Below are 21,808 nucleotides of genomic sequence, written 5' to 3'. Positions count from 1 at the left end.
TAAAAGGTATTAAAAAAACTAGAAGCATAAGACTCCTAGTTTTTTGTACACCCATTAGTTGTATTGTTTTTTTATAGGGCAGGAGCATGGGGATCTTTTGCATGTGACTTTGAATTGCTCATTATTAAAATAATAGACCATACAATCGCTAAACCTGTCAAACCGAGTGAAGCAAACAATAATGTAGTGCGCCCACCTTCAAAGCCTGTAATATTTAAAATGGTCTGGTAAAAAAGGGGGCTTAATAAACCGCCAAGACCTTGTGCAGCTACTATGAAACCAACAAATGAAATGCCTTTTTTCTCATTGGATAATTCGGATATTCGTGCAAAAACTCCTGGAAGTGCTAATCCTAGGCCGATTCCACCAATAAAACTAGCAACAAATATCATTGTTAAGCCATTTGATAAATAACACCCAAGTATTCCGCCGCCAGTTAATAAAATAGCTAGAGGTACGTTTTGGGTAGGCATGAGTGCACGAATTCTTGAGAAGAACATACCAATAATTAATGTCCCAAAAGTGAATAAGGATATTGCTAGGCCTGCTTCCGTGGCGCTTCCTAATCCTTCTGATTGGATAAGAATAGATATGTTTGTCACATATCCAAAAACTAGCATGGAGTAAAAGACTTGACCAATAGTAAAACCATATACCGTTTTAGGTGCAGTGAATAATGTCTCTTTCAAAGAAGCATGAACTGCAACTTTCTTTGCTGGTTCTGGTAAATAAAGAAACGTAATTGCTAAAATCCAAATAGGGAATAAATAAACTAAGAAACCATATTGCCAACCAAAGTTGTCTGCTAACATACCACCACCAAGTTGGAAGAAAATAGCTCCGACACAAGCGATCGTGGATGTACCGAATCCAATTAAGAAGTCACGCTCACGATCCTCGAAGAACCTAGTAATAATATCAATCGATAATGGTAATGTAATCCCTACACCAAGTCCTAATAATCCTCGGAAAAGAATAATTAAAAATAAATTATCAAGGAAGAATGGCATAATACCACCAATCATAAAGAATATTAAACCAGCAAATAGTAAACTACGGGATGTGAACTTAGTCGAGAGTTTACCGTAAAATAAGGAAGGGAAAATTATAAATAGTCCAGGAATAGTTGCAATTAACATAACAGTTGATGGTGCATACTCAGGGAAAGCTTCAATTAAATCCGCCATAATAGATCCTGCTACACCTGCTGCTACATCTTGGAATGCGATAATGACAATCAGAAACTTTAAAAAGCCTTTACTCTTTGTTGGAAAAATAATGTTACCTCCTCTTATTAGTAGTAATTTCCTAAAAACTGCCTAGCATCAGAAATGGATAGAATGGAACAATGATTACTTATTTTTATTGTCACTTCTTACTTTAGAGAGTGGTACATATCTCTGAAATCTCTAGGTAAGTAAGCGTTTTCATTTTATTTATCTCCTCTCGTTAAAGTTACTAAAATCGTAGCATTTTTGATTTTGATATAAATAGACAAACTTTGTTTAAAAACAATGTTTGCTTTCATAAGAGTTTATTGAGATATCATTATTTCCTCAAAAAAACCTACGCCCTTAAAGAGCGTAAGCTTAAAAGTTTATTCAATTTCAACCTCACCCAGTATCTCTAAAGCTTCAATACAGAACATTAATTCGAAAGAATCCTTAGAATTCCGTAAATTTTTGTTTAATAAATCTTCGAGTTTTTGAATGCGATATACTAAGCCACTCATTGATAAACTTAAATCAAACATAGTCTGCTGTAAGTTACCATTATTTTTTAAAAATGTATAGAGTGTTTTTAAAAATTCAACTTTTTTTGCTTCTTTTAACTCTAAAATTGCCTTTAACTCATGCTTTGCTAATTGAACAATCGAAGCTTTGTTATGTGAATTGATAATCGAGCTAATGATACTAGTATTTTCAAATAAGACAATTGATTGCTTTTTATCTATATTTAAAGCAATAATCGATTGCTGATGTGCTTCGGGAATATCTTCAATATCTTGAATGGTACGACTAATTCCAATCCGAAAATCATAAATTTTGAAGGAACGCTGTAAGTGCTTTATTATACTTTCTGCAATTTCCAATGTATTTGGTTGTTTTTGCATTAAAAAAATTATTTCATCTTGAAATGAGGTGATGAAAATAGGTATTTTATGCATTTCCAAATAGATTGTAAATGTTTGGATGACTTTTGAAAGAATTTGTTGCTCTTTAATCTGCATGCTATTTTTGAGGATTTTAACATTTCCGATAAAAAATTCTTGGCTTAAATCTATTTCCATTAAGTAGCTACGATAATTCATACTCGATTTTGATGTATATTGTTTTTGCAATAGCTGTTCAAAGAAGTAAGCTTTCATATTCTCAATAGCCTCTAAACTAGACTTCTCATTTAAATAATGAAGAGAGCATACGGTTGCTGCTCGTTGGATAAAGTCTCGCTCAAATTCTAATTGCTTTGTCTGCGTGGGATAAATAAATGCAATATAACCAATCACTTGATGATGGACTGTAATGGGACAAACGAGTCTCGTATGCTTTTGTCCGTCTATTTGTAAAGGATGTTCGGGTTCAATTGGTTTTAACAAAAGCTTACCTGAACGGGTTTGACCAACCTGCTTGGCGAAATCGTCGTATAAATTATCTAATTCTTCTAGAGTAATGCCGGCGGTCATGTATGAATTTAAGTTTAAATCTTGCAAGATAACTGGAGTATCAAGCGTTTCATAAATGGTTTCTAATAATTGCTCCAATTTCATTCCTTGTGTAAGTCCTTTTGTTAAATTGTTATGAAATATGGACACTAGTTCCGTTAAGCGCTTTTCTTGATAAAGCTGTTCATAAGTTGTATTTAATTCATCAATCATACGAGAGTGATTCATTTTAATTACATATGATTGTGTTTCTTTATCCCAATCCTCTAGTGCCTTCATTTCAAACGCACATTCCGCATCTCCCCGTGCTCGACACGTTACTTCAATAATATATATCTCTTTTTTTGTTAAATAAGAAGTGAAACCGCTTGCATATCCAGCCAATGTGTGACAAGCAACCTGTTCACTCACTCCGAAATGCTGTAAATGTTCTGAAGCTTCATATGAATTAATCCAAACTCCTTTTGCATAAATCTCTTTAATATTATCGTGGTCATCTAAGTGTAGTACTCTTTCGGTTACTAAATCCGTAATTTGTCCGGTATTTAGGTGATAAGAGGAAGCAGAATCTAACTTTTCACGTAACCCAAGTTGCATGCGGTCTACTTCTTTTGCATGGGCTACACCCAAATTCCATCCATACCTTAATAAGAAGGTTTTTGCATGATCATATCCTAAATGCTCGATAAGTTCTTTACGTAATAAGCCAAATGAATTTGATGTTGTATACAGCTCTTTGTCAAACGTTGGTAAAGTCATTTGTTCGCCTCTTTTCGTAAATTCTTTACAGGGAAAAATGTGTTATTAAGGGTATCTTATCAGAAAATTTAGAAAAGGGTAGCGCGAATTGAGTGAAAATTAACTATTTCTGTATTTTGAGTATTTTTTGTTGGTATTGAAGTTTAAAATTCAACGATTTTCATTGTACAATTCAAAATTTTGTTTCGTTACATTTAACGTATCTTACAAGATAGGAGTGAATACGATGCCAGATGTACTGACAAAAAATGAGCTTGCGATTATTGATGAAGCAAAAGTACTAGCAGAAAAAATACGTGGGCGTGCAAAAATAACGGAGGAGTTACGACGTATTCCAGAAGAAACTATTCAAGAATTGAAAGATACAGGTATCATAAAAATCTTACGTCCCAAACGATATGGTGGTTTGCAGTTAAGTGTAGAAACATATGCAAGGGTAATTGTTGAGATTTCAAAGGCATGTGCTTCTACGGGATGGATTGCTTCATTATGTGCCATTCGTGAATTAATGGTAGCTGAATCATTTAATGAAGAAGCGCATGAAGAAATCTTCGGTCAAGACCCAGAAGATGTTCTCTTTGCAGGGGTATACGAGCCTCGAGAATGCAAAGTACAAAAGGTAGATGGGGGCTATTTAATCGAAGAAGGTCACTGGATGTTTTGTTCAGGATCATTGCATGCTACATGGGGTTACTTTGGCATGTATATAAAAGATGAAAACGGAGAAATTTTGGAGCAACTGTTAATGACCGTCCCATTTAGCGAACTCGAAATTGAAGATGATTGGTACACACTTGGCTTAAGAGGCACCGGGAGTAATGCTGTTCGTATGAAAAATGTCTTTGTACCAGAAAATCGTGTGACGTCTTATCTCGATGTATTAAACGGAGATTTCAAATCATCACATTTACGCGATATTCCTTTATATAGTACCGCTTTATTCCCAGCATTAATTCTTTCGCTAGGCTTACCGGCATTAGGGGTTGTGCAAGAAATGCTTGAGAACTTTAAAAAGGGATTGCCTTATCGTACAGCTGTGCATATGGGCGTGAAGATGATTAAAGATGCAGCAAGCACACATACATTATTTGCAACAGCAACAATAAAAGTGGAAACAGCTGAAATGTACTTAATGAATTTAGCTAAAAGTATGGATGAGTGGGCAGATAAGCAAGAAATTATGCCAAAAGAGCTTCGTTTGAAAGCGCTAACAGATATCGGTTATGCGAACGAATTATTAAAAGAAGCGATGGATGAGTTACTTGCTGCTAGTGGTTCAGGTTTTGTATACGACCAAAGTCCAATGCAACGGTTAATTCGTGATTTTATGACGATGCATTCTCACCGTTCATTATCTCCTGTTATAACACGTGAAAATTATGGTCGATTATTAGTCGGGCTAGAGCCAAATGCAATTCGCTATTAAGTAAAAACCAATGAAGAATGATTTGTTTTTCAACTGTTTTTTCCATAGTTTTGAAGAATCTACTTCTATTAAAATAGCATTTAAGAAAGAAAGGAGTTAGTTAGTGAATGAATCCCAAAATTGCGAAGTTAGGTTATGTGTCATTGCAAACCTCAGATATGGAGACATCCGTTAACTTTTTTCAAGAAGTAATAGGACTGGAATGTACTAACAAAATCGGCGATAGTTATTATTTTCGCGCTTGGGGTGACTTTGAGCATCACAGTTTAGTTCTTAGCCCTGGTGAGACTGGAAAGGTGACACATTTTGGTTTACGCACAAAAAGAAAAGAAGACGTGGAATTATTCGAACAGCAGTTATCTGCAAAAGGCTATGAAATAGAAAATGTACCTGCTTGGACAACAGCTGGTATTGGAGAAGCAATTCGATTTACTGCACCATCTGGTCATCGTATTGAATTATATTATGATATCCAGCGTCCTCAAGTAGAGGATTCCCGCAAATCGGTTCTTAAAAATCAAACATATAAATCTTGGGCCAAGGGAATTTCACCTAGACGTTTGGATCACATCAATATTCATACAAGTGCTGATGCAAAAAGCGTGTATGCATTTTTTGTAGATGAACTAGGATTCCGCATTAATGAATGCATTCAAGAAGAAGATGGTGCATTACTAGCAGGATGGATGAGTGTAACGGAACTTGTTCATGATATCGCTTTGGTAACACATAAAAAGTTAGAAACGACCGCAAGATTCCACCATATTTCATACTGGTTAGATGATGTAGGAGATATTTTTCGAGCAGCAGATATTCTAAAAGAATCTAAACTACAATTTATCGGGCCAGGTAAACATAGTATTTCACAATCTACTTATTTATATGTCTTTGATCCAGGCAGTGGATGTCGTGTAGAACTCTTTACAGGTGGCTATTTAATCTTTGAGCCGGACTGGGAAACAGTTGTATGGAGACCAGAAGAGCGTAAACTTGGCAATACATTTTGGGGAGATAGCATTACAGGGAATGAGCTCATTCTTCCAACAATTGAAGCATAAAGGGGAGGTATATATATGCAAGTAACGACAGAAGTAACTGTTAAATCACAAAGAATAACAACAGGCAAATACACCACATGGATGAATGAATCAGGTCAACAACATCCAGAAACAATTTTATTTTTACATGGATCAGGACCAGGAGTAACCTCCATTGCAAACTGGAAATATGCGTTAAATGATTGTGGGTCACAGTTTCATTGTTTAGCTCCAGACCTATATGGTTTTGCCCAAAGCGATCATCCAGACGTACCGTTAAAAAACCGTCAAGCATGGATGGACTGTTGGATGGAACAAGTGATAGAAATTATGGATTATTACAAATTAGAAAAAGTTCATATTGTTGGCAACTCATTAGGGTGCTCAATCGCTTTAGAATTAGCTGTTGAATATCCAGAGCGCTTTGATCGCATTGTACTAATGGGACCAGGAGGAACGCCAAATACAAAGTTAAGTTTAGAGCTGGCACGTGCTAAAAACTTTTATGATAGCCCATCTGAAAAACGCCTCCAGCAGATTATGGGATGGTTTGTATATGATAAAGAGGCAATGCAACGAGTCATTGATGAAGTGACGAAGCCAAGATTTGAAAATGCAATGAGAGAAGAAGTGAAACGTTCGAATAATTCTATTTTTGCTACGGCAGCGGTACCGATTCCAACAGTCGCATTAAATAGACTGCAACATCCAATTTTACTGGTACATGGTCGAGATGACAAAGTATGCTCGATTGAATCCAGTTACTATTTATTAGAACATTTGGGAAATGCACAGCTACATGTTTTTAGCCGATGTGGTCACTGGACTCAAATTGAGAAAAAAGATGAATTTAATTATTTAATTCAACAATTTTTTAATAGGTTAATATAAAGACTTTAAAATTTAAAGCGCTTTCAAAAAGGAGATGTCCTGATGTCACAAGCATGGGCAGCAGATGTAGTCGTAGTAGGTGCAGGCAATGCAGCCATGTGCGCAGCCATTGCTGCTGCGGAACAAGGGAGTGAGGTCATAGTTTTAGAAATTTCCTCAGAGGCGGAAAAAGGTGGCAACACCACATACACTCATGGTTCAATGCGTTTTGCTTATAACAATGGTGAAGAAGTTAGAGCACTTTTGCCAGAGATGACCGATGAGGAATTTTCAATGACAGACTTTGGCGATTATACAAAAGAGCAATTTTTTGAAGATGTGAGTCGCCTCTCCAATTATCGAACAGACTATGATTTAGCTAATATCTTGGCAAAAGAAAGCTACAAAGTAATGCAGTGGTTAACCTCTCACCAAGTGAAATGGATTCCTATTTATGGACGTCAAGCCTTTAAAATAGATGGAATATTCAAATTTTGGGGAGGCGTGGTATTAGAAGCAGTTGGTGGAGGAAAAGGGCTAGTAGATGCCCTTCATCAGGAGGCAATTCGATTGGGTGTTCGAATTTTATATAATACCTCTGGCGTTAAGTTGGATATAGCGAATAAACGAATTCAGGGAATTTATATTCGTGAGCAAAAACAAGATGCATATATTCAATGTAAATCGGTTGTACTTGCAAGTGGTGGCTTTCATGCGAATGTAGAAATGCGTACAAAGTACTTAGGACCTGGTTGGGATAGCGTTCATACGCGCGGGTGCAAGTTTAATACAGGAGCAGGTTTAAAAATGGCCATCGATGTGGGAGCAAGAACGATTGGCAATTGGTCTGGTGCACATGCAGTTGGTGGCGATCGGTATTTGCCAAATTTCAAAGAAGGCTTTCAAAAATTAAGCTACCCCTTTGGCATTCTTATAAATAAAGAAGGTAAACGTTTTATCGATGAAGGTGAGGATTTCCGGAATTATACGTATGCCAAAACCGGAAAAGAAATTTTAAAGCAACCTGGGCAATATGCATGGCAAGTGTTTGATACAAAAGGCAAACGCTTTTTAAGAGAAGAATATGAAGGTCGCGCTGTCTCAAAGGTAGTAGCCAACACATTAGAAGAACTTGTGGAACTGATGGGTGATGTAGACCACGAGGGCTTTTTGGCAGAAGTAGAAAACTTCAACAAAGCGGTAATGGATGTCCCATTTGATCCGAATATGTTAGATGGTAAAGGTACAGAAGGCTTAAGAGTACCAAAATCAAACTGGGCCCTCCCGATTAATGAAGGACCATTTGTAGCATACGCCATTGGTTGCGGCATTACGTTTACCTACGGGGGTCTACACATTACGAAAAAAGCACAAGTATTACATGAAGATACAACTCCAATCGAAGGCTTATATGCAGCTGGTGAAATTGTAGGTGGTATATATTATGACAATTATCCAGGGGGTGCTGGTCTTACATCAGGTTCTGTATTCGGTAAAATTGCCGGCAGCCAAGCAGCGAAATATGTTCAAGCAGAATATCAAGTGAAATAAGGGGGAATTTGTATGGCTATAGAAGCACATAAAGTACAAACAGGGGATTTTGGAACATTTATCTATGAATCTGGTAAAGGAAATAAAGAAACGGTGATTTTATTGCATGGGTCAGGGCCAGGAGCTGGAGCAAAAGCGAATTGGCAACATGTGATTGAAGATTACGCGAAAGATTATCATGTTGTAGCACCAGATTTACTAGGGTTTGGAGATACTGATCATCCAACTGAATATCCAGAAAATGGCGTCCAATGGATGTCAAAACGTGTAAAACAAGTTTTAGACTTAATGGATACATTAAAAATTGAAAAAGCTCATTTAGTAGGAAACTCTCTAGGTGGCGTAATTGCAATGTATTTAAATATGGCAGCCCCAGAGCGATTCCCGAAAAATGTATTAATGGGTGCCGGTGTGTTATTAAAAGAGCCAACAGTTGAGCTAATGAAGTTAGCTAACTTCCATTTAGATCCTACAAAAGAAAACTTACGCAACTTATTATCGTGGTTTGTGTATGACATTGAGAGTATGAAAGACTTTGTTGATGATGTGGTAGAAGAGCGTTTTGAAATGTTCCAACGCCCAGAAATTTATCGTTCATATCGGGAAAATTTCACTAAATCTAGCTTAACTGATATGTTAATCCCTCAAACAGCCTTCGAACGTATGCAAAATGAGTTTTGTTTAATTCATGGGTATTTTGATCGTTTTGTTCCGTTACAAAGTAGTTTGTATGCATTAGATCACTTACCAAATTGTGAATTGCATGTATTTAAAAAATGTGGTCACTGGGCAATGATTGAACAACGTGAAGAGTTTTTACATGCAACAAAACATTTCTTTCAAAAAAGTGTTCCCTTAAAATCAGAACCTGTGAAAGCGTAAGTTAATATATTCATGTTAAAAATATTTGGCTGATTACTTGTACTTCTATGATGCACAATAAAAAGGAGTGTGGCACTTATGACACAAACAACAGTTCAACAGACTGAAGTACGCGAAATGCTGATTGAAAACGCACGATCAATGCAAAAAGTTTTACGAGATGCGACTTTAGAAATCGATCAAACGAGTAAAATACCTGATAAAATTGTTCAAATGATTCGTGATAAAGGATTATTAAAAGTATTACGACCAAAAATGTTCGGTGGTTTTCAAACAGATATGCGTACTTATTTTGAAGTGGTAACAGAAATTTCACGTGGGAATGGTTCAGCTGGGTGGTTTGTATCTTTAAGTAACATTCGAGACTATATGGTTTCTTACGCTTTCGGTCGAAAAGCCTTAACTGAAATCTTTGGAGAAAATCGCGATAAAGATGTGATTCTAGCTGGAAACTTCAAACCAGTTCATATCGATTTAGAGCGTGTCGAGGGAGGCTACTTAGTCAAAAAAGCACAGTGGCCATTCGTATCTGGATCTCCTTACGCAGACTGGTTTTATTCGGGTGCACCTGTTGATGATGGTAAAGGTGGACAAGAAATGGCTATTTTCATCGTTCCCCGTCAAGATGTCACTGTTTTAGATGACTGGGATGTAGTGGGGTTAAAAGGTTCAGGTAGTAATAGTATCGTGATGGAAAATGTATTTATCCCAGACCATCGGGTATCACTAGATCGTTTAGCGGTCCAAGGTCATTATATTATAGATGAACTAAAAGATGAGCCGCTATACCGGACACCATTTGTTCCATCGCTAACATTATCCATTGTAGCACCAACTTTAGGGCTTGCTCTAGGTGGGTTCGATTTACACATGGAGCGCGTCATGAAGGCGGGTATTGGCAATACCTTCTATCAGAAAATGAGCGAGGCACCAATTACGCATTTACAAATTGCAGAAGCGGAAATGAAAATTGAGGCAGCCCGTTTAATGTTTATCGATGTGCTTAATAAACTCGACGGATATTCTCGTGAAGGAAAAGTGTTCAGTCAAAAAGAAAGCATTCGTATGAAAGCTGAATTCGGTTTTGCCAATCAATTATGTAAAGAATCCTTTGATTTGATGCTTGCTGGAGCGGGTTCAGTGTTTGCATACAACAGCAATGTATTCCAAGCATTCTACCGAGACTTCATAACGATGCACTTACACGCATTTATAACACCGAGTTCACTCCTAGAAACACATGGACGAATTCTTTGCGATCTGGAGCCGAATACGTATTTTGCATAAAAATTATATATAGCTAAACGTGAAGAGAAAAGGTTTAAGACTTTTCTCTTTTTTTTAAAAGATAAGAAAGCATATAATTTGAGTGAAAACATGTATATTTAGGTGGTTTTATATCCAATAATCCGATTATATAAAGTGGATCTAATTGATTGGAGCGCAGAGCGGCGACTCCAGTGGGGAAAGTGCGAGCTGAAGACCCTGGACTGAGCGTAAGCGAGGGCAGCGGCTGAAGCCGTGCCCACGGAAAGCGTCCGCTTGGAGCGGAAATCAATGGCCAATCTACGCCTTTTTTATTGAAGGACCGGGCGTTTATTGCCCGGTTTTTCTTATCAACATTTTTAGGAGGTAAAAAGATGAAAAGATGTGGTCATTATGAAGCTGATTTTGCAGTTAATCCTATCTGGCATAAGCAGTTCGGTGTCATATGGTTAGATATTAGAGCACAAAAAATTATTACATACTATCCTACATCCGAAGAAGAACATGTTTATGATGCTATGGGTCCTATTGCAGCAATCGTGCCAATAGAAGACGGAGAATTTATCGGTGTGTATAAAGATGGTTTATACAAAATTAACTTTAAAATGGGGACCAAAAAGCCTTTCACCTTCCCTACTGGATTAAGTACAATGCATTATTTAAATGATGCGAAATGTGGTCCTGACGGTTACATATGGGTTGGTTCATCAGATGGATTTTTTAAAAAGTTTAGAGAAACAGCACCGACTGCGATGTCCGATTATCCCTTTCATAATTCAAAGTTATATCGTATTAGCCCAAATGGGGAAATACAAATATTGCTTGAAAATATTGCATCATCAAATGGTTTAGCTTGGTAACCAGAAACAAATACATTCTTTCATATCGATTCAGCTAAACAATCTATTTTTGAATATAAGTTTTTGGAGGAAGATATATTAGAATTTCAACGCGTAGTCTACACATCTGAAATGTTAGAAGGGTTTCCAGGTGGAATGACGATTGATGCCCAAGGTAACTTATGGATAGCATTGTATCAGGGAGGGCTTATCGCTAAAAAAAGTAAAAAGCCAACGCGCATAATTTGTTTAAATCCAACAACGATGCAAATTTTAAATGAAATTCTATTGCCCGTTACGCATGTTACATCTTGCGTCATCGGTGGGGAGAATTTAGATATGCTTTATATTACAACAGCTAGGGATCCAATATCACAGGCTGCTACAACTAATGAGCCTATGGCAGGCTATTTATTAGAAGTTCCTATACATAGTGTAGGTATTGAACAATTTGTAGTGCCTGTCATGCAAAGAAATTCAATAAAAATTGTTTAAAAAAAATGGATTTATAGATAAAAAGAGCTCTAACTGAAACCGCTTTCTTTTTATATGATAAATATAAGTTCAGAGAGTTAGACATTAGCTAGTTAGCGGAGGGTTGAGAATGGGGAAACCGGAAATTGCAAAATTAGGGCATGTAGGATTAGTTAGTACAGACTTGGATCAGTCCTTAAAGTTTTTTAAAGAAGTCATTGGTTTAGAAGAAACAACAGAAATCGACGGAGTACATTATTTGCGGGCATGGGGTGACTTCCAGCACCATACGTTAAGCATCGAACAAGGTGAGGACTCATATGTAAAATGGATTGGGTGGAGGACGAAAACTAAAGATTGTGTTTTAGGATTTAAGAAACTTCTGCAAGAATCAAACGTAGTAGTGGAAGAATTTCCAATGGGTTCAACACCTGGTATTGGAAATACGATTCGTTTTCAATTGCCAAGCGGTCATACATTTGAGTTTTATTATGATGTAGATAAACCTGAAGCTGCATCAGAATACAAATCTATTTTAAAAAACCAAGTATATCAAGCACATAGAAAAGGTATATCGCCACGTCGTATTGACCATGTGAACATTCATACATCTACAAATGCTAATCATACATTTGATTTCTTACTAGATACACTAGGCTTTAACTTGCGTGAATATGTAAAAGGGGATGTAGGCATTTTAGCTGGCTGGATGAGTGTAACATCTCTTGTGCATGATGTTGCACTAGTACAAAAGTCAGCTTTACCATCAAAAGCACGTCTACATCATCTTTCTTATTGGTTAGACAATTCACAAGATATTTTACGAGCAGCAGACATTTTAAGAGAGCAAGGTATTCCATTTATTGGTCCAGGTAAACATGGGATATCGCAAGCAATTTATTTATATGTAATGGATCCAGGAAGTGGTTGTCGTGTAGAACTGTTCACAGGTGGCTATTTAATATTCGAACCGGATTGGGAGCCAATTGAGTGGACACGCGACGAACAGTTAACTGTAGGAAACACATATTGGGGCGATAGTGTGCAAGATAAAGAGTTAAATAATATTACAATCGAAGCAAGATAACTAACGTTAAAAGGAGAGGTATAGCATATGAAACCAGAAATTTCAAAACTAGGACATTTTGGATTAGTGAGTACAGACCTAGTAAAATCATTATGGTTCTTTAAAGAAGTAATTGGTTTAGAAGAAACAGAAGTAGTAAACGGGGTTCACTACCTACGTGCATGGGGAGATTTTGAACATCATACATTATCAATTCGTGCGGGAGAGGAATCTTGCTTAGATCATATTGCCTGGCGTACAAAGCGTAAAGAAGACGTTGATGCATTTGCGGAATCTTTAAAAGCCAACGGTACGGAAATTGAATGGGTTGAACCAGGTACAGAAGCTGGGCAAGGAAAAGCATTCCGCTTCAAAACACCGAGTCTGCATACGTTCGAAATTTACTTTGAAATGGAAAAAACATTAGCATCAGCTGAAACGCGGTCGGTACTAAAAAACCAAACGCATCGCTCATGGAATCGTGGGGTATCACCAAGACGTATTGACCACGTAAATTTATTATCTTCCTTACCTACTAAAGAGTTTGCCGACTTTTTACAAGAACAAATGGGCTTTAATTTACGTGAATATATTGAAGCTCCAGATGGTAGCTACTTAGGAGCATGGATGAGTGTAACTCCACTTGTACATGATATTGCCGTCAGCTTTGACCCGAATGCACCATCTACACATGAAGTGCATCATATTGCATATTGGTTAGATAATGCGCAAGATTTGTTGCGCGCAGCAGATATTTTAAAAGAAAACGGCATTTACTTTAAAGGACCTGGAAAACATGGGATTTCTCAAGCTATGTATATTTATGCCATTGACCCAGGTAGTGGCGTTCGTCTTGAAATCTTTACAAATGGTTACTTAATATTCGAACCAGATTGGGAGCCGATTCGCTGGACATTAGATGAAATGGATATTGGGTTTACTTATTGGGGCGACCAAATGGATTCCAAAACGGAAAATAATCCAACAATTAAAGCGTAGGGGGAATGGAAAATGGAAGATCGTTTATTCCGTGATGCGATGGGGAAATTTGCAACAGGTGTGACAGTTATTACAACGCTACATGAAGGACAGCCACATGGAATGACAGCGAATGCATTTATGTCCGTATCGCTTGATCCGAAATTAGTGGTAATTTCAATCGGAGGAAACGCACGTTGTCTGTCAAGGATCAAAGAAAGTGGCATTTTCGCCGTCAATATTTTAGCTGCAAATCAGCAGGAACAGTCGATGATTTTTGCAGGACAAATAAAAGAAGATCGTGAAGTAACTTTTGAAACATTAGCAGATATTCCAGTAATACCAAATGCTCTAGCGCAAGTAAGTTGTGATGTAGTTACTGAATATATCGAAGGGGACCATACCTTATTTATTGGTAAAGTTCGCGATATTCGTGTACAAGATGGAGAGCCATTATTGTTCTATGCAGGGAAATATCGCTCACTAGAGACAGTGCCAGTATAAGGAGGGGAAACATCGGTGGATATTCAGCAAGGAGCACAATTATTAAGATTAGCTGAAATGAATAAGCATCCGATTGCCCCATTTACATCGTCAACTGATATTTCAGTTGACGATGCTTATCGTATTCAGCTTCTTCAAATTCAAGATAAAACAGAAGCAGGAGCCGAAGTTGTGGGCATGAAGATTGGGTTAACAAGTAAAGTAATGCAAGATATGTTTAAGGTGACGACGCCTGATTTTGGGCATATTTTAAATACGATGGTGTACACCGAAGAAGAACCGATTAATATTCAACAATTTTTGCAACCTAAAGTTGAATTCGAACTAGCCTTTTTCTTAAAAGCAGATTTAAAAGGACCAAATGTGTCAGAACAAGATGTTATAGCTGCGACAGAGGCTATTGCACCCGCAATTGAGATTATTGATAGTCGAATAGAAAATTGGCAATTTCAATTTCAAGATACTGTCGCTGATAATGGATCTTCTGCAGGAGCAGTTATTGGTAAAATGCGTACAGCAGTGGATTTACAAGGGTTGGAGACAATTGAATTGGTTGCAAAGCGTAACGGTGAAGTATTTGACAAAGGTATAAGTAGTGCAGTAATGGGGAATCCAGCAAAAGCTGTTGCGTGGCTTGCGAATATGTTAAGCGATTATGATATTACATTAAAAGCAGGACAATTCATTTTAGCGGGAGCCATTACGGCAGCGGTAACGTTTGAAGCAGGTGATACTTTTGAAGCAGATTTCGGAACGTACGGCACTGTCCGTGTCGCATTTTCATAAAAGAGGTGACATTATGTCAAAATTAAAAGTAGGAATTATCGGTTCAGGTAATATTGGTACGGATTTAATGTATAAGGTTGAGCGCTGTGATTATTTACAAATGTCAGTGATGATTGGTATCGATTCAGCTTCTGAAGGGTTGCGCAGAGCAAAAGAGCGCGGATATACAACTATTGAAAATGGTATTGAAGGCTTGCGTGATCAAATGGAATTAGTTGATATTGTATTTGACGCGACAAGTGCATATGCACATGAGGCAAACTATGCAGTAGTCAAAGCAGCTGGAAAAAGGATGATTGATTTAACCCCTGCTGCGATTGGTCCATTTACTGTGCCATCAGTAAATTTAACGCAACATATTGAAGTAGATAATGTCAACATGGTGACATGTGGTGGACAAGCTACAATACCGATGGTTTATGCCATTAATCGTATTACCCAAGTTGACTATGCAGAAATTATAGCAACTGTAGCGAGTAAAAGTGCAGGTCCTGGAACACGTGCAAATATTGATGAGTTTACCCATACAACTGCACGGGCAATCGAGGTAGTTGGTGGAGCGAGAAAAGGGAAAGCCATCATTATTTTAAATCCAGCAGAACCACCTATTATTATGCGTGATACGGTGCATGCGTTATTAGCCGAAGAAGGTAAGGAACAAGAAATTATTGAGTCCGTTAAAGAAATGGTTAAAGAGGTCCAATCATATGTTCCGGGTTATCGTTTAAGAGGCGAACCCATTTTTGATGGAAAAAAAGTATCCATTTTTGTAGAAGTTGAAGGAGCGGGTGACTTCTTTCCAAAGTACTCTGGTAACTTAGATATTATGACTGCAGCGGCTGCGCGGGTTGCAAATGAGATAGCTAAAAACCATGTAAATGGAGGGATTCGTGTATGAGAGATGTGCATGTATTAGACGTTACTTTACGTGATGGTAGTCATTCGATGCAACATTCGTATACAGAAGCGCAAGTTCGATCAGTTGCTCGTGGTTTGAATAAGGCGGGTATAGAATACTTTGAAGTTTCTCATGGAGATGGTTTAGGGGGTTCCAGCTTACAATACGGTCTATCAGCAGTGGATGAATTAAAACTAATTGAGGCAGCAGTGGATGAATGTAGTGTTTCAAAAGTTGCTGTTTTATTAATCCCAGGTATTGGTGTTAAAGGTGATTTGCAAAATGCTGTAAGTGTAGGTGCTAAAATGGCACGTGTGGCGACACATGTAACAGAAGCTGATGTAGCTGCTCAACATATTAATCTAAGTCGAGAGCTTGGTCTGAAAACAGCAGGCTTTTTAATGATGGCACATATGGCAGATACTAAAGTGATTGTAGAACAAGCGAAATTATTTGAAAGTTACGGCGCTGAAATCGTATATGTAACTGATTCAGCAGGCTATTTATTGCCTCATGAAGTAACAGAGCGGATTCGGGCTTTAAAAGAGCATGTTAGTTGTGAGATTGGTTTTCATGCCCATAATAATCTGTCGCTAGCGATGGCTAATACATTAGCGGCCATAGAAGCTGGTGCTACATATATTGACGGTTCTTTACGTGCACTAGGAGCAGGGAGTGGAAACACGCAAACGGAAGCTATCATTGCTGTATTAGATCGTTTAAATATTGCCACCGGCGTTCATTTATATGACATTATAGATGTTGCTAATGATGTCATGGCACCTATGATGCTACGTCCTCAAGAAATTAGTGGGTCTAGTTTAATGATGGGATATGCTGGTGTGTATTCTAGTTTCTTACTTCATACTGAAAAAGCCGCAAAGCAGTTTGGAGTAGATGAGCGAGACATTTTAGTAGAGCTTGGTCGCCGAAAAACGGTAGGCGGGCAAGAAGATATGATTTATGAAGTTGCACAATCCATAAGAGCTACAATATAACAAACCAAGAAGCTGTGCAGAGGAACACTCATCTGTACAGCTTTTTAATAGATAAGAAGTATATAAAAATGTGCCATGAACATTGGTTTTACAAAACTTTAAAGAATGAATAATACTACTGATTTTGGTTTCAGTCGGACGCTTTCCGCTCGGAGCGGAAATCAACGGCATACCAACGTGTTTGTTTTTAAAGGACTGGGCGTTTTTTTGCTCGGTTTTTCTTATGAAGTTAAAAGGTGGCACAATTAGTTATAAATACATACTTAAAACCCCCTACCTCTAACCCACTAAACCTAAAATCCGTTAAAATATAACGGAAAATAAATTGATTATCGTAAAAAACTATTCTAGTTGAACATTACTTTATTTTATATGCTTAAACCATCATTTACGAATTGCATTAAGAAGCTGGAAAAGATCCATCAGTAACATGAAAATGTAAACGCTATCAATTTTGTGTGTAGCACATGAAAATAGGAGGGGCTTCATCATGAAAGTCATTTTAATTGATGCAGAAAATTTAGAGGCTGTACAACGGAAAAGTGAACAGAGCGTGATGGCACTCGGTTTTTTTGATGGACTCCATAAAGGCCATCAAACCGTTATTCAAATTGCCAAACAACACGCATGTAAAAAACAGTTGCCACTGGCTGTGATGAGTTTTTTTCCTCACCCAAAAACGGTTATAACGAATAGCAATGTGGATTATTTAATGCCCATAGAAGAAAAAACCCATCAATTAAAGAAGTTGGGCGTCGACTTACTTTATATCGTTCATTTTACAAAAGAATTTGCCTCTTTAGCCCCTCAGACATTTGTTGAACAATATCTTATGAAGCTTGGTGTTAAAGTTGCTGTCGCTGGTTTTGATTATAAATACGGTTTTAAAGGTGAAGGACAAGTGCATATGATTGCTGAACAAAGTCAGCAACAAATCCAAGTAGTGATTGCTCCAAAAGTCGAAATGGCTGGTGAAAAAATTAGTTCGACTCTTTGTCGTAACTTATTAAAAGCTGGTCATGTTGAAAAAATTTATGCACTATGTGGCCGACCATATTCAATTCAATACGACTTACAAGAGGGCATTGAGCCTTATTTTACACTTCCAAAACGAGGACATTACAATGTAGAAATTCATACTACACAACATATATATTCAAACGTTATTGAAGTGATGGATGAGCATTTCATTAGAGGGGTCAATATTCAAAGTAGTGACAAAGTCAAAATAGTATTTTATGAAGCTGATCCTTATTACATGAAGGAATTAGTAAATTAAAGGGTGGGAAGCAATTGAAAAAGACAGAGCAATTTCAACAATTATTGAAAAATCCAAGTACGTTTATACTACCAGGAGCTTTTGACGGCATGACGGCACGTATTATCGAAGAAACGGGATTTCCAGCAATCTATGCAACAGGTGCAGGCATTTCTAATGCGCAACTTGGTTGGGCGGATGTTGGTTTGACTACTGCAACGGAAATCGCCCAAGTAGTTTCATGGATGGCAGATGTGACGAATATTCCAATTGTTGTAGATGCAGATACAGGTTTTGGTAATGCGATTAATATGCAACGAACAGTAAAAATGTTGGAACGGGCCGGAGCGGCAGCTATTCAAATTGAGGATCAAGTGATGCCCAAAAAATGCGGACACTTTAATGGGAAATCGGTTATTTCTAAAGAAGAAATGGTTGGCAAGATTAAAGCAGCTTTAGATGCACGAATAGATGATAAATTAGCGATTATCGCCAGAACCGATGCGGTAGGAGTATATGGAATTGAAGAAGCATTAGAGCGAGCGAATGCCTACAAAGAAGCTGGAGCTCATGCTATTTTTGTAGAAGCGCCGACAGACATGGAACAACTTTTACGGATTCCAAAAGAAGTCCCTGGTATTCCACATATTATTAATTTGGTTGAGGGTGGTAAAACGCCACTTGTTTCTCGTCTAGAGGCACAAGAAATGGGCTTCCAAATTATGTTATGTGCTAATACAGCTTTACGTGGGGCAATAAAAGGAGCGGTGGAAGCTATGAAATTATTACACCAAGAAGAGTCCCCCAAAAATATGAATGATTTAATCTGCTCATGGGAACAACGTCAACAACTATTTAAGTTAAAGGAAATTCAACAATTAGAGGTTCAATATTCTGGTAAGTAGAAAGTGAGGAAGCGTATGACAAAAGTAGATTACGATATTATTGTTGTAGGTTGCGGTGCTGCAGGGACATCCGCTGCATTAGCAGCCGCAGAAGAAGCAAAAGCACAAAATCTAGATATTAAAATTGCAATTTTAGAACGGGCATCTTTTGAGGAACGTGGAGGGAATACACGTTGGACTGCTGCTTATATGCGAATGGAAAATATCGATAATCCTGCACCAAACTTCATAGAAGATATGTTGAAGTTTTCGGATTATTTCGCAGATGAGCAGTACATACGAATATTACATGAAAATGCAGGTTCGACATTGCGCTGGGTAGAGTCGAAAGGTGTAGATTTCGATTTCTTACCTACAATGTTTTTAACGGCTTCTAAACCACGTTTGTTACCTGTTGGTGGTGGTCGTGCTATTGTTGATACACTTAGCCTTCGTGCTCGTGCCCTCGGTGTAGAAATTATCTATGAAACGACTGCATGGGATTTAGTAATCGACGATTCAGGCAATGTAAAAGGTCTTAAAGTACGTATTGCAGAAGGAGAAACACTCACCTTGTCGACTAATGCAGTGATATTAGCAGCAGGAGGCTTTCAAGGAAGTCATGAGATGATGGCACAATATATTGGTCGTCATGCACATAAAATTCCTACCGTTGCTGAAGGTGGATTATTTAATAAAGGTGAGGCCATTCGTATGGCATTACGAATTGGTGCAAAAGGGCAAGGACAATTTGATGCTTTCCATGCGGAAACTGTTGATCCTCGTAGTAAAAGGGAAGAAGCAGGGGTCATGATGTACCCATATGGTATTTTAGTAAACCAACAAGGCGAGCGTTTTGTCGATGAAGGAGAAACGACGATTGATGAACAATATGAAGCCGTTGCTCGTAAGATTTTCTACGAATGTGAGGGTCACATTGCTTATATGATTTCGGATCAAAAAATGTACGATATACCTGGCCATGAAGAAGCATTGCAAACAGAAGTCCCTCCAATTGTGGCAGACACAATTGAGGAACTAGCAAAAGCGTTAGACATTCCAATAGAAAAATTATCTAAAACGGTAGAGGGATTTAATGAAGCTTGCCCAACAGGGGAATTTTTATTTAACCAAAAAGATGGATTAGCAGCGACAGAGATCTCACCGCCAAAATCGAACTGGTCCATTCCTATAAATAAAGGTCCATTTATTGCATATCCGATTATTTGTTGCAATGTATTTACAAATGGAGGGCTAGCAACGGATACAAATGGTCGCGTCTTATCAGGAGACAATCATCCAATTCCGGGGTTATATGCAGCAGGAGAAACATCTGGGCTTTATTATGGGAAATATCCAGGAGGCACATCAGTATTACGTTGTTTAGTATTTGGAAAACGTGCAGGAGAACATGCCGTCAACCTGATCACTTCACAACAAAAAGCGTATTTATAATGGGGGAATTAATATGCTATTGAATGGAAAAGTGGCCCTTGTTACAGGTGGTGGTCGAGGTATTGGACGAGAAACATGTTTGTTACTTGCTTCTCATGGAGCACATATTGCGGTCTGTTCTCTTTTTGAAGAAGAGTGTCAAGAGGTTGTCGATGTCATTAATAAGCAATACAAAGTTCGAGCAATTGCAGTACCCTGCGATGTAACGAACGAAGCCCAAGTTAAAAAAGCATGCGCCTTCGTAAAAGAAGAACTAGGGGCAGTAGATATATTAATAAATAATGCTGGCACAATGAGCATGTTACCTTTTGTAGATACAACGACAGAGGAATGGTTGCGTGTACATGATATTAACGTGAATGGTCCTTATTACTTCTGTTCTCAAATTGTGCCAGATATGATTGCTAAACAAGAAGGAACCATTATTAATATTTCATCTATTTGGGGAACAAAAGGTGGACCAAATCGTAGTGCTTATATTTCATCAAAACATGCAGTTATTGGTTTTTCAAAGGCAATAGGAGAAGAATTAAAACCATATGGGATCCGCGTTAATGCAGTATGTCCGGGGCCAGTAGATACGAGAATGACGGATGAATTAGGTCCCGATTTAGATAAAACAGGATGGTTACAGCCTATTGATATGGCAAATGTTATTGTCAATATCGCATTACCGCATAGTAAAGCGATAACCGCTGCTTCCATTGAAGCGTTCGGAACTGGAATGCCAGTAGGTCTTACAAAATAATAAATTAAAGGGGATAGAGAATTATGGAACAAACATATACTTTCACACAACAAACAATTACTTTAAATTTGGCAAAACAAATGCTAGAAGCTGCAGAGAAAAAAGGAATTGAACTTGGTATGAAATTTGCCATTTCAATTGTAGATAAAGCAGGGAATTTAAAAGCATTTTACGCAATGGATGGAGCACCTGTCTTAGCGCTAGAAATTGCTCAAAATAAAGCATTCTCAGCCGCAGCATACAATCGTGCAACACATGAATGGTATGACCGCTTAAAAGATGATCCACCTTTATTAACAGGTCTCGTGCATACAAATCGTCTAGTTATATTTGGTGGAGGTTATCCAATTCTAATTAACGGTGAATGTGTCGGTGGAATTGGAGTAAGTGGTGGACACTATTCACATGACATGCAAGTATGCGAAGCGGGCTTGGAGATTCTAGCGGTATTAACAAAGGAAGCTTAA

General features: G+C 37.8%; 19 protein-coding genes and 1 pseudogene. 18 read left to right on the top strand and 2 right to left on the bottom strand.

Annotated features, from left to right (window positions below):
• Nucleotides 1-71 precede the first annotated feature (71 nt).
• Nucleotides 72-1,229 carry an MFS transporter gene (locus MHI47_RS11455; protein ID WP_340832045.1) on the bottom strand — a complete coding sequence of 386 codons (1,158 nt, stop codon included), beginning with the start codon at nt 1,227-1,229 and terminating at the stop codon, nt 72-74.
• Nucleotides 1,230-1,597: 368 nt separating this feature from the next.
• The gene (locus MHI47_RS11450) at nt 1,598-3,421 is read right to left on the bottom strand and encodes a V4R domain-containing protein (RefSeq protein ID WP_340769588.1); all 1,824 of its coding nucleotides are present in this window, start codon (nt 3,419-3,421) and stop codon (nt 1,598-1,600) included.
• A gap of 226 nt (nt 3,422-3,647) precedes the next feature.
• Here MHI47_RS11450 and MHI47_RS11445 point away from each other — a divergent pair, with 226 nt between their 5' ends.
• The 18 genes and pseudogenes from MHI47_RS11445 to MHI47_RS11360 all read left to right on the top strand — a co-directional run bounded on the left by MHI47_RS11445 (nt 3,648) and on the right by MHI47_RS11360 (nt 21,808).
• Nucleotides 3,648-4,847, top strand: a complete 1,200-nt coding sequence (locus MHI47_RS11445) for an acyl-CoA dehydrogenase family protein (RefSeq protein WP_340830893.1) — start codon at nt 3,648-3,650, stop codon at nt 4,845-4,847.
• 107 nt (nt 4,848-4,954) lie between these two features.
• Nucleotides 4,955-5,905: a VOC family protein gene (locus MHI47_RS11440; protein WP_340830891.1), complete on the top strand. Its 951-nt coding sequence runs from the start codon at nt 4,955-4,957 to the stop codon at nt 5,903-5,905.
• Between the two features lie 15 nt (nt 5,906-5,920).
• Complete coding sequence (locus MHI47_RS11435) at nt 5,921-6,775, top strand: alpha/beta fold hydrolase (RefSeq protein ID WP_340762717.1); 855 nt, start codon at nt 5,921-5,923, stop codon at nt 6,773-6,775.
• A 42-nt stretch (nt 6,776-6,817) separates the two neighbouring features.
• Nucleotides 6,818-8,305 carry an FAD-dependent tricarballylate dehydrogenase TcuA gene (tcuA, locus tag MHI47_RS11430; RefSeq protein WP_340830888.1) on the top strand — a complete coding sequence of 496 codons (1,488 nt, stop codon included), beginning with the start codon at nt 6,818-6,820 and terminating at the stop codon, nt 8,303-8,305.
• 12 nt (nt 8,306-8,317) lie between these two features.
• Nucleotides 8,318-9,187: an alpha/beta fold hydrolase gene (locus MHI47_RS11425; RefSeq protein ID WP_340762714.1), complete on the top strand. Its 870-nt coding sequence runs from the start codon at nt 8,318-8,320 to the stop codon at nt 9,185-9,187.
• Nucleotides 9,188-9,265: 78 nt separating this feature from the next.
• Nucleotides 9,266-10,474, top strand: a complete 1,209-nt coding sequence (locus MHI47_RS11420; protein ID WP_340830886.1) for an acyl-CoA dehydrogenase family protein — start codon at nt 9,266-9,268, stop codon at nt 10,472-10,474.
• 353 nt (nt 10,475-10,827) lie between these two features.
• Nucleotides 10,828-11,787: pseudogene (locus MHI47_RS11415) on the top strand (SMP-30/gluconolactonase/LRE family protein).
• Nucleotides 11,788-11,896: 109 nt separating this feature from the next.
• Nucleotides 11,897-12,853: a VOC family protein gene (locus MHI47_RS11410; RefSeq protein WP_340830885.1), complete on the top strand. Its 957-nt coding sequence runs from the start codon at nt 11,897-11,899 to the stop codon at nt 12,851-12,853.
• A gap of 27 nt (nt 12,854-12,880) precedes the next feature.
• The gene (locus tag MHI47_RS11405; protein ID WP_340830884.1) at nt 12,881-13,831 is read left to right on the top strand and encodes a VOC family protein; all 951 of its coding nucleotides are present in this window, start codon (nt 12,881-12,883) and stop codon (nt 13,829-13,831) included.
• 12 nt (nt 13,832-13,843) lie between these two features.
• A complete protein-coding gene (locus tag MHI47_RS11400; protein WP_093538539.1) occupies nt 13,844-14,314 on the top strand; it encodes a flavin reductase family protein in 471 nt (156 codons plus the stop codon).
• Nucleotides 14,315-14,329: 15 nt separating this feature from the next.
• A complete protein-coding gene (locus tag MHI47_RS11395; protein WP_340830883.1) occupies nt 14,330-15,100 on the top strand; it encodes a 2-keto-4-pentenoate hydratase in 771 nt (256 codons plus the stop codon).
• Nucleotides 15,101-15,113: 13 nt separating this feature from the next.
• Entirely contained in the window at nt 15,114-15,998 is an 885-nt protein-coding gene (locus MHI47_RS11390) for an acetaldehyde dehydrogenase (acetylating) (protein WP_340830882.1), read from the top strand.
• Nucleotides 15,995-16,996: a 4-hydroxy-2-oxovalerate aldolase gene (dmpG, locus tag MHI47_RS11385; protein ID WP_340830881.1), complete on the top strand. Its 1,002-nt coding sequence runs from the start codon at nt 15,995-15,997 to the stop codon at nt 16,994-16,996. Before MHI47_RS11390 ends, dmpG begins: the two co-directional genes overlap by 4 nt.
• Before the next feature lie 490 nt (nt 16,997-17,486).
• Nucleotides 17,487-18,275 carry an FAD synthetase family protein gene (locus MHI47_RS11380; RefSeq protein ID WP_340769579.1) on the top strand — a complete coding sequence of 263 codons (789 nt, stop codon included), beginning with the start codon at nt 17,487-17,489 and terminating at the stop codon, nt 18,273-18,275.
• A gap of 14 nt (nt 18,276-18,289) precedes the next feature.
• Nucleotides 18,290-19,159, top strand: a complete 870-nt coding sequence (locus tag MHI47_RS11375; RefSeq protein ID WP_340830880.1) for an isocitrate lyase/PEP mutase family protein — start codon at nt 18,290-18,292, stop codon at nt 19,157-19,159.
• Nucleotides 19,160-19,174: 15 nt separating this feature from the next.
• Nucleotides 19,175-20,593, top strand: a complete 1,419-nt coding sequence (locus MHI47_RS11370) for an FAD-dependent oxidoreductase (protein ID WP_340830879.1) — start codon at nt 19,175-19,177, stop codon at nt 20,591-20,593.
• A 13-nt stretch (nt 20,594-20,606) separates the two neighbouring features.
• Nucleotides 20,607-21,341 (top strand): SDR family NAD(P)-dependent oxidoreductase, encoded by a 735-nt coding sequence (locus tag MHI47_RS11365; RefSeq protein ID WP_340830878.1) that lies wholly within the window; start codon nt 20,607-20,609, stop codon nt 21,339-21,341.
• 23 nt (nt 21,342-21,364) lie between these two features.
• The gene (locus MHI47_RS11360) at nt 21,365-21,808 is read left to right on the top strand and encodes a GlcG/HbpS family heme-binding protein (RefSeq protein ID WP_175496326.1); all 444 of its coding nucleotides are present in this window, start codon (nt 21,365-21,367) and stop codon (nt 21,806-21,808) included.

It is taken from the genome of Psychrobacillus sp. FSL H8-0487, from assembly GCF_038008385.1.
In the GTDB taxonomy this organism is placed as follows: domain Bacteria; phylum Bacillota; class Bacilli; order Bacillales_A; family Planococcaceae; genus Psychrobacillus; species Psychrobacillus psychrotolerans.
Note: the sequence above shows the minus strand (reverse complement) of the source record. Positions and strands in the feature narration are given on the sequence as shown.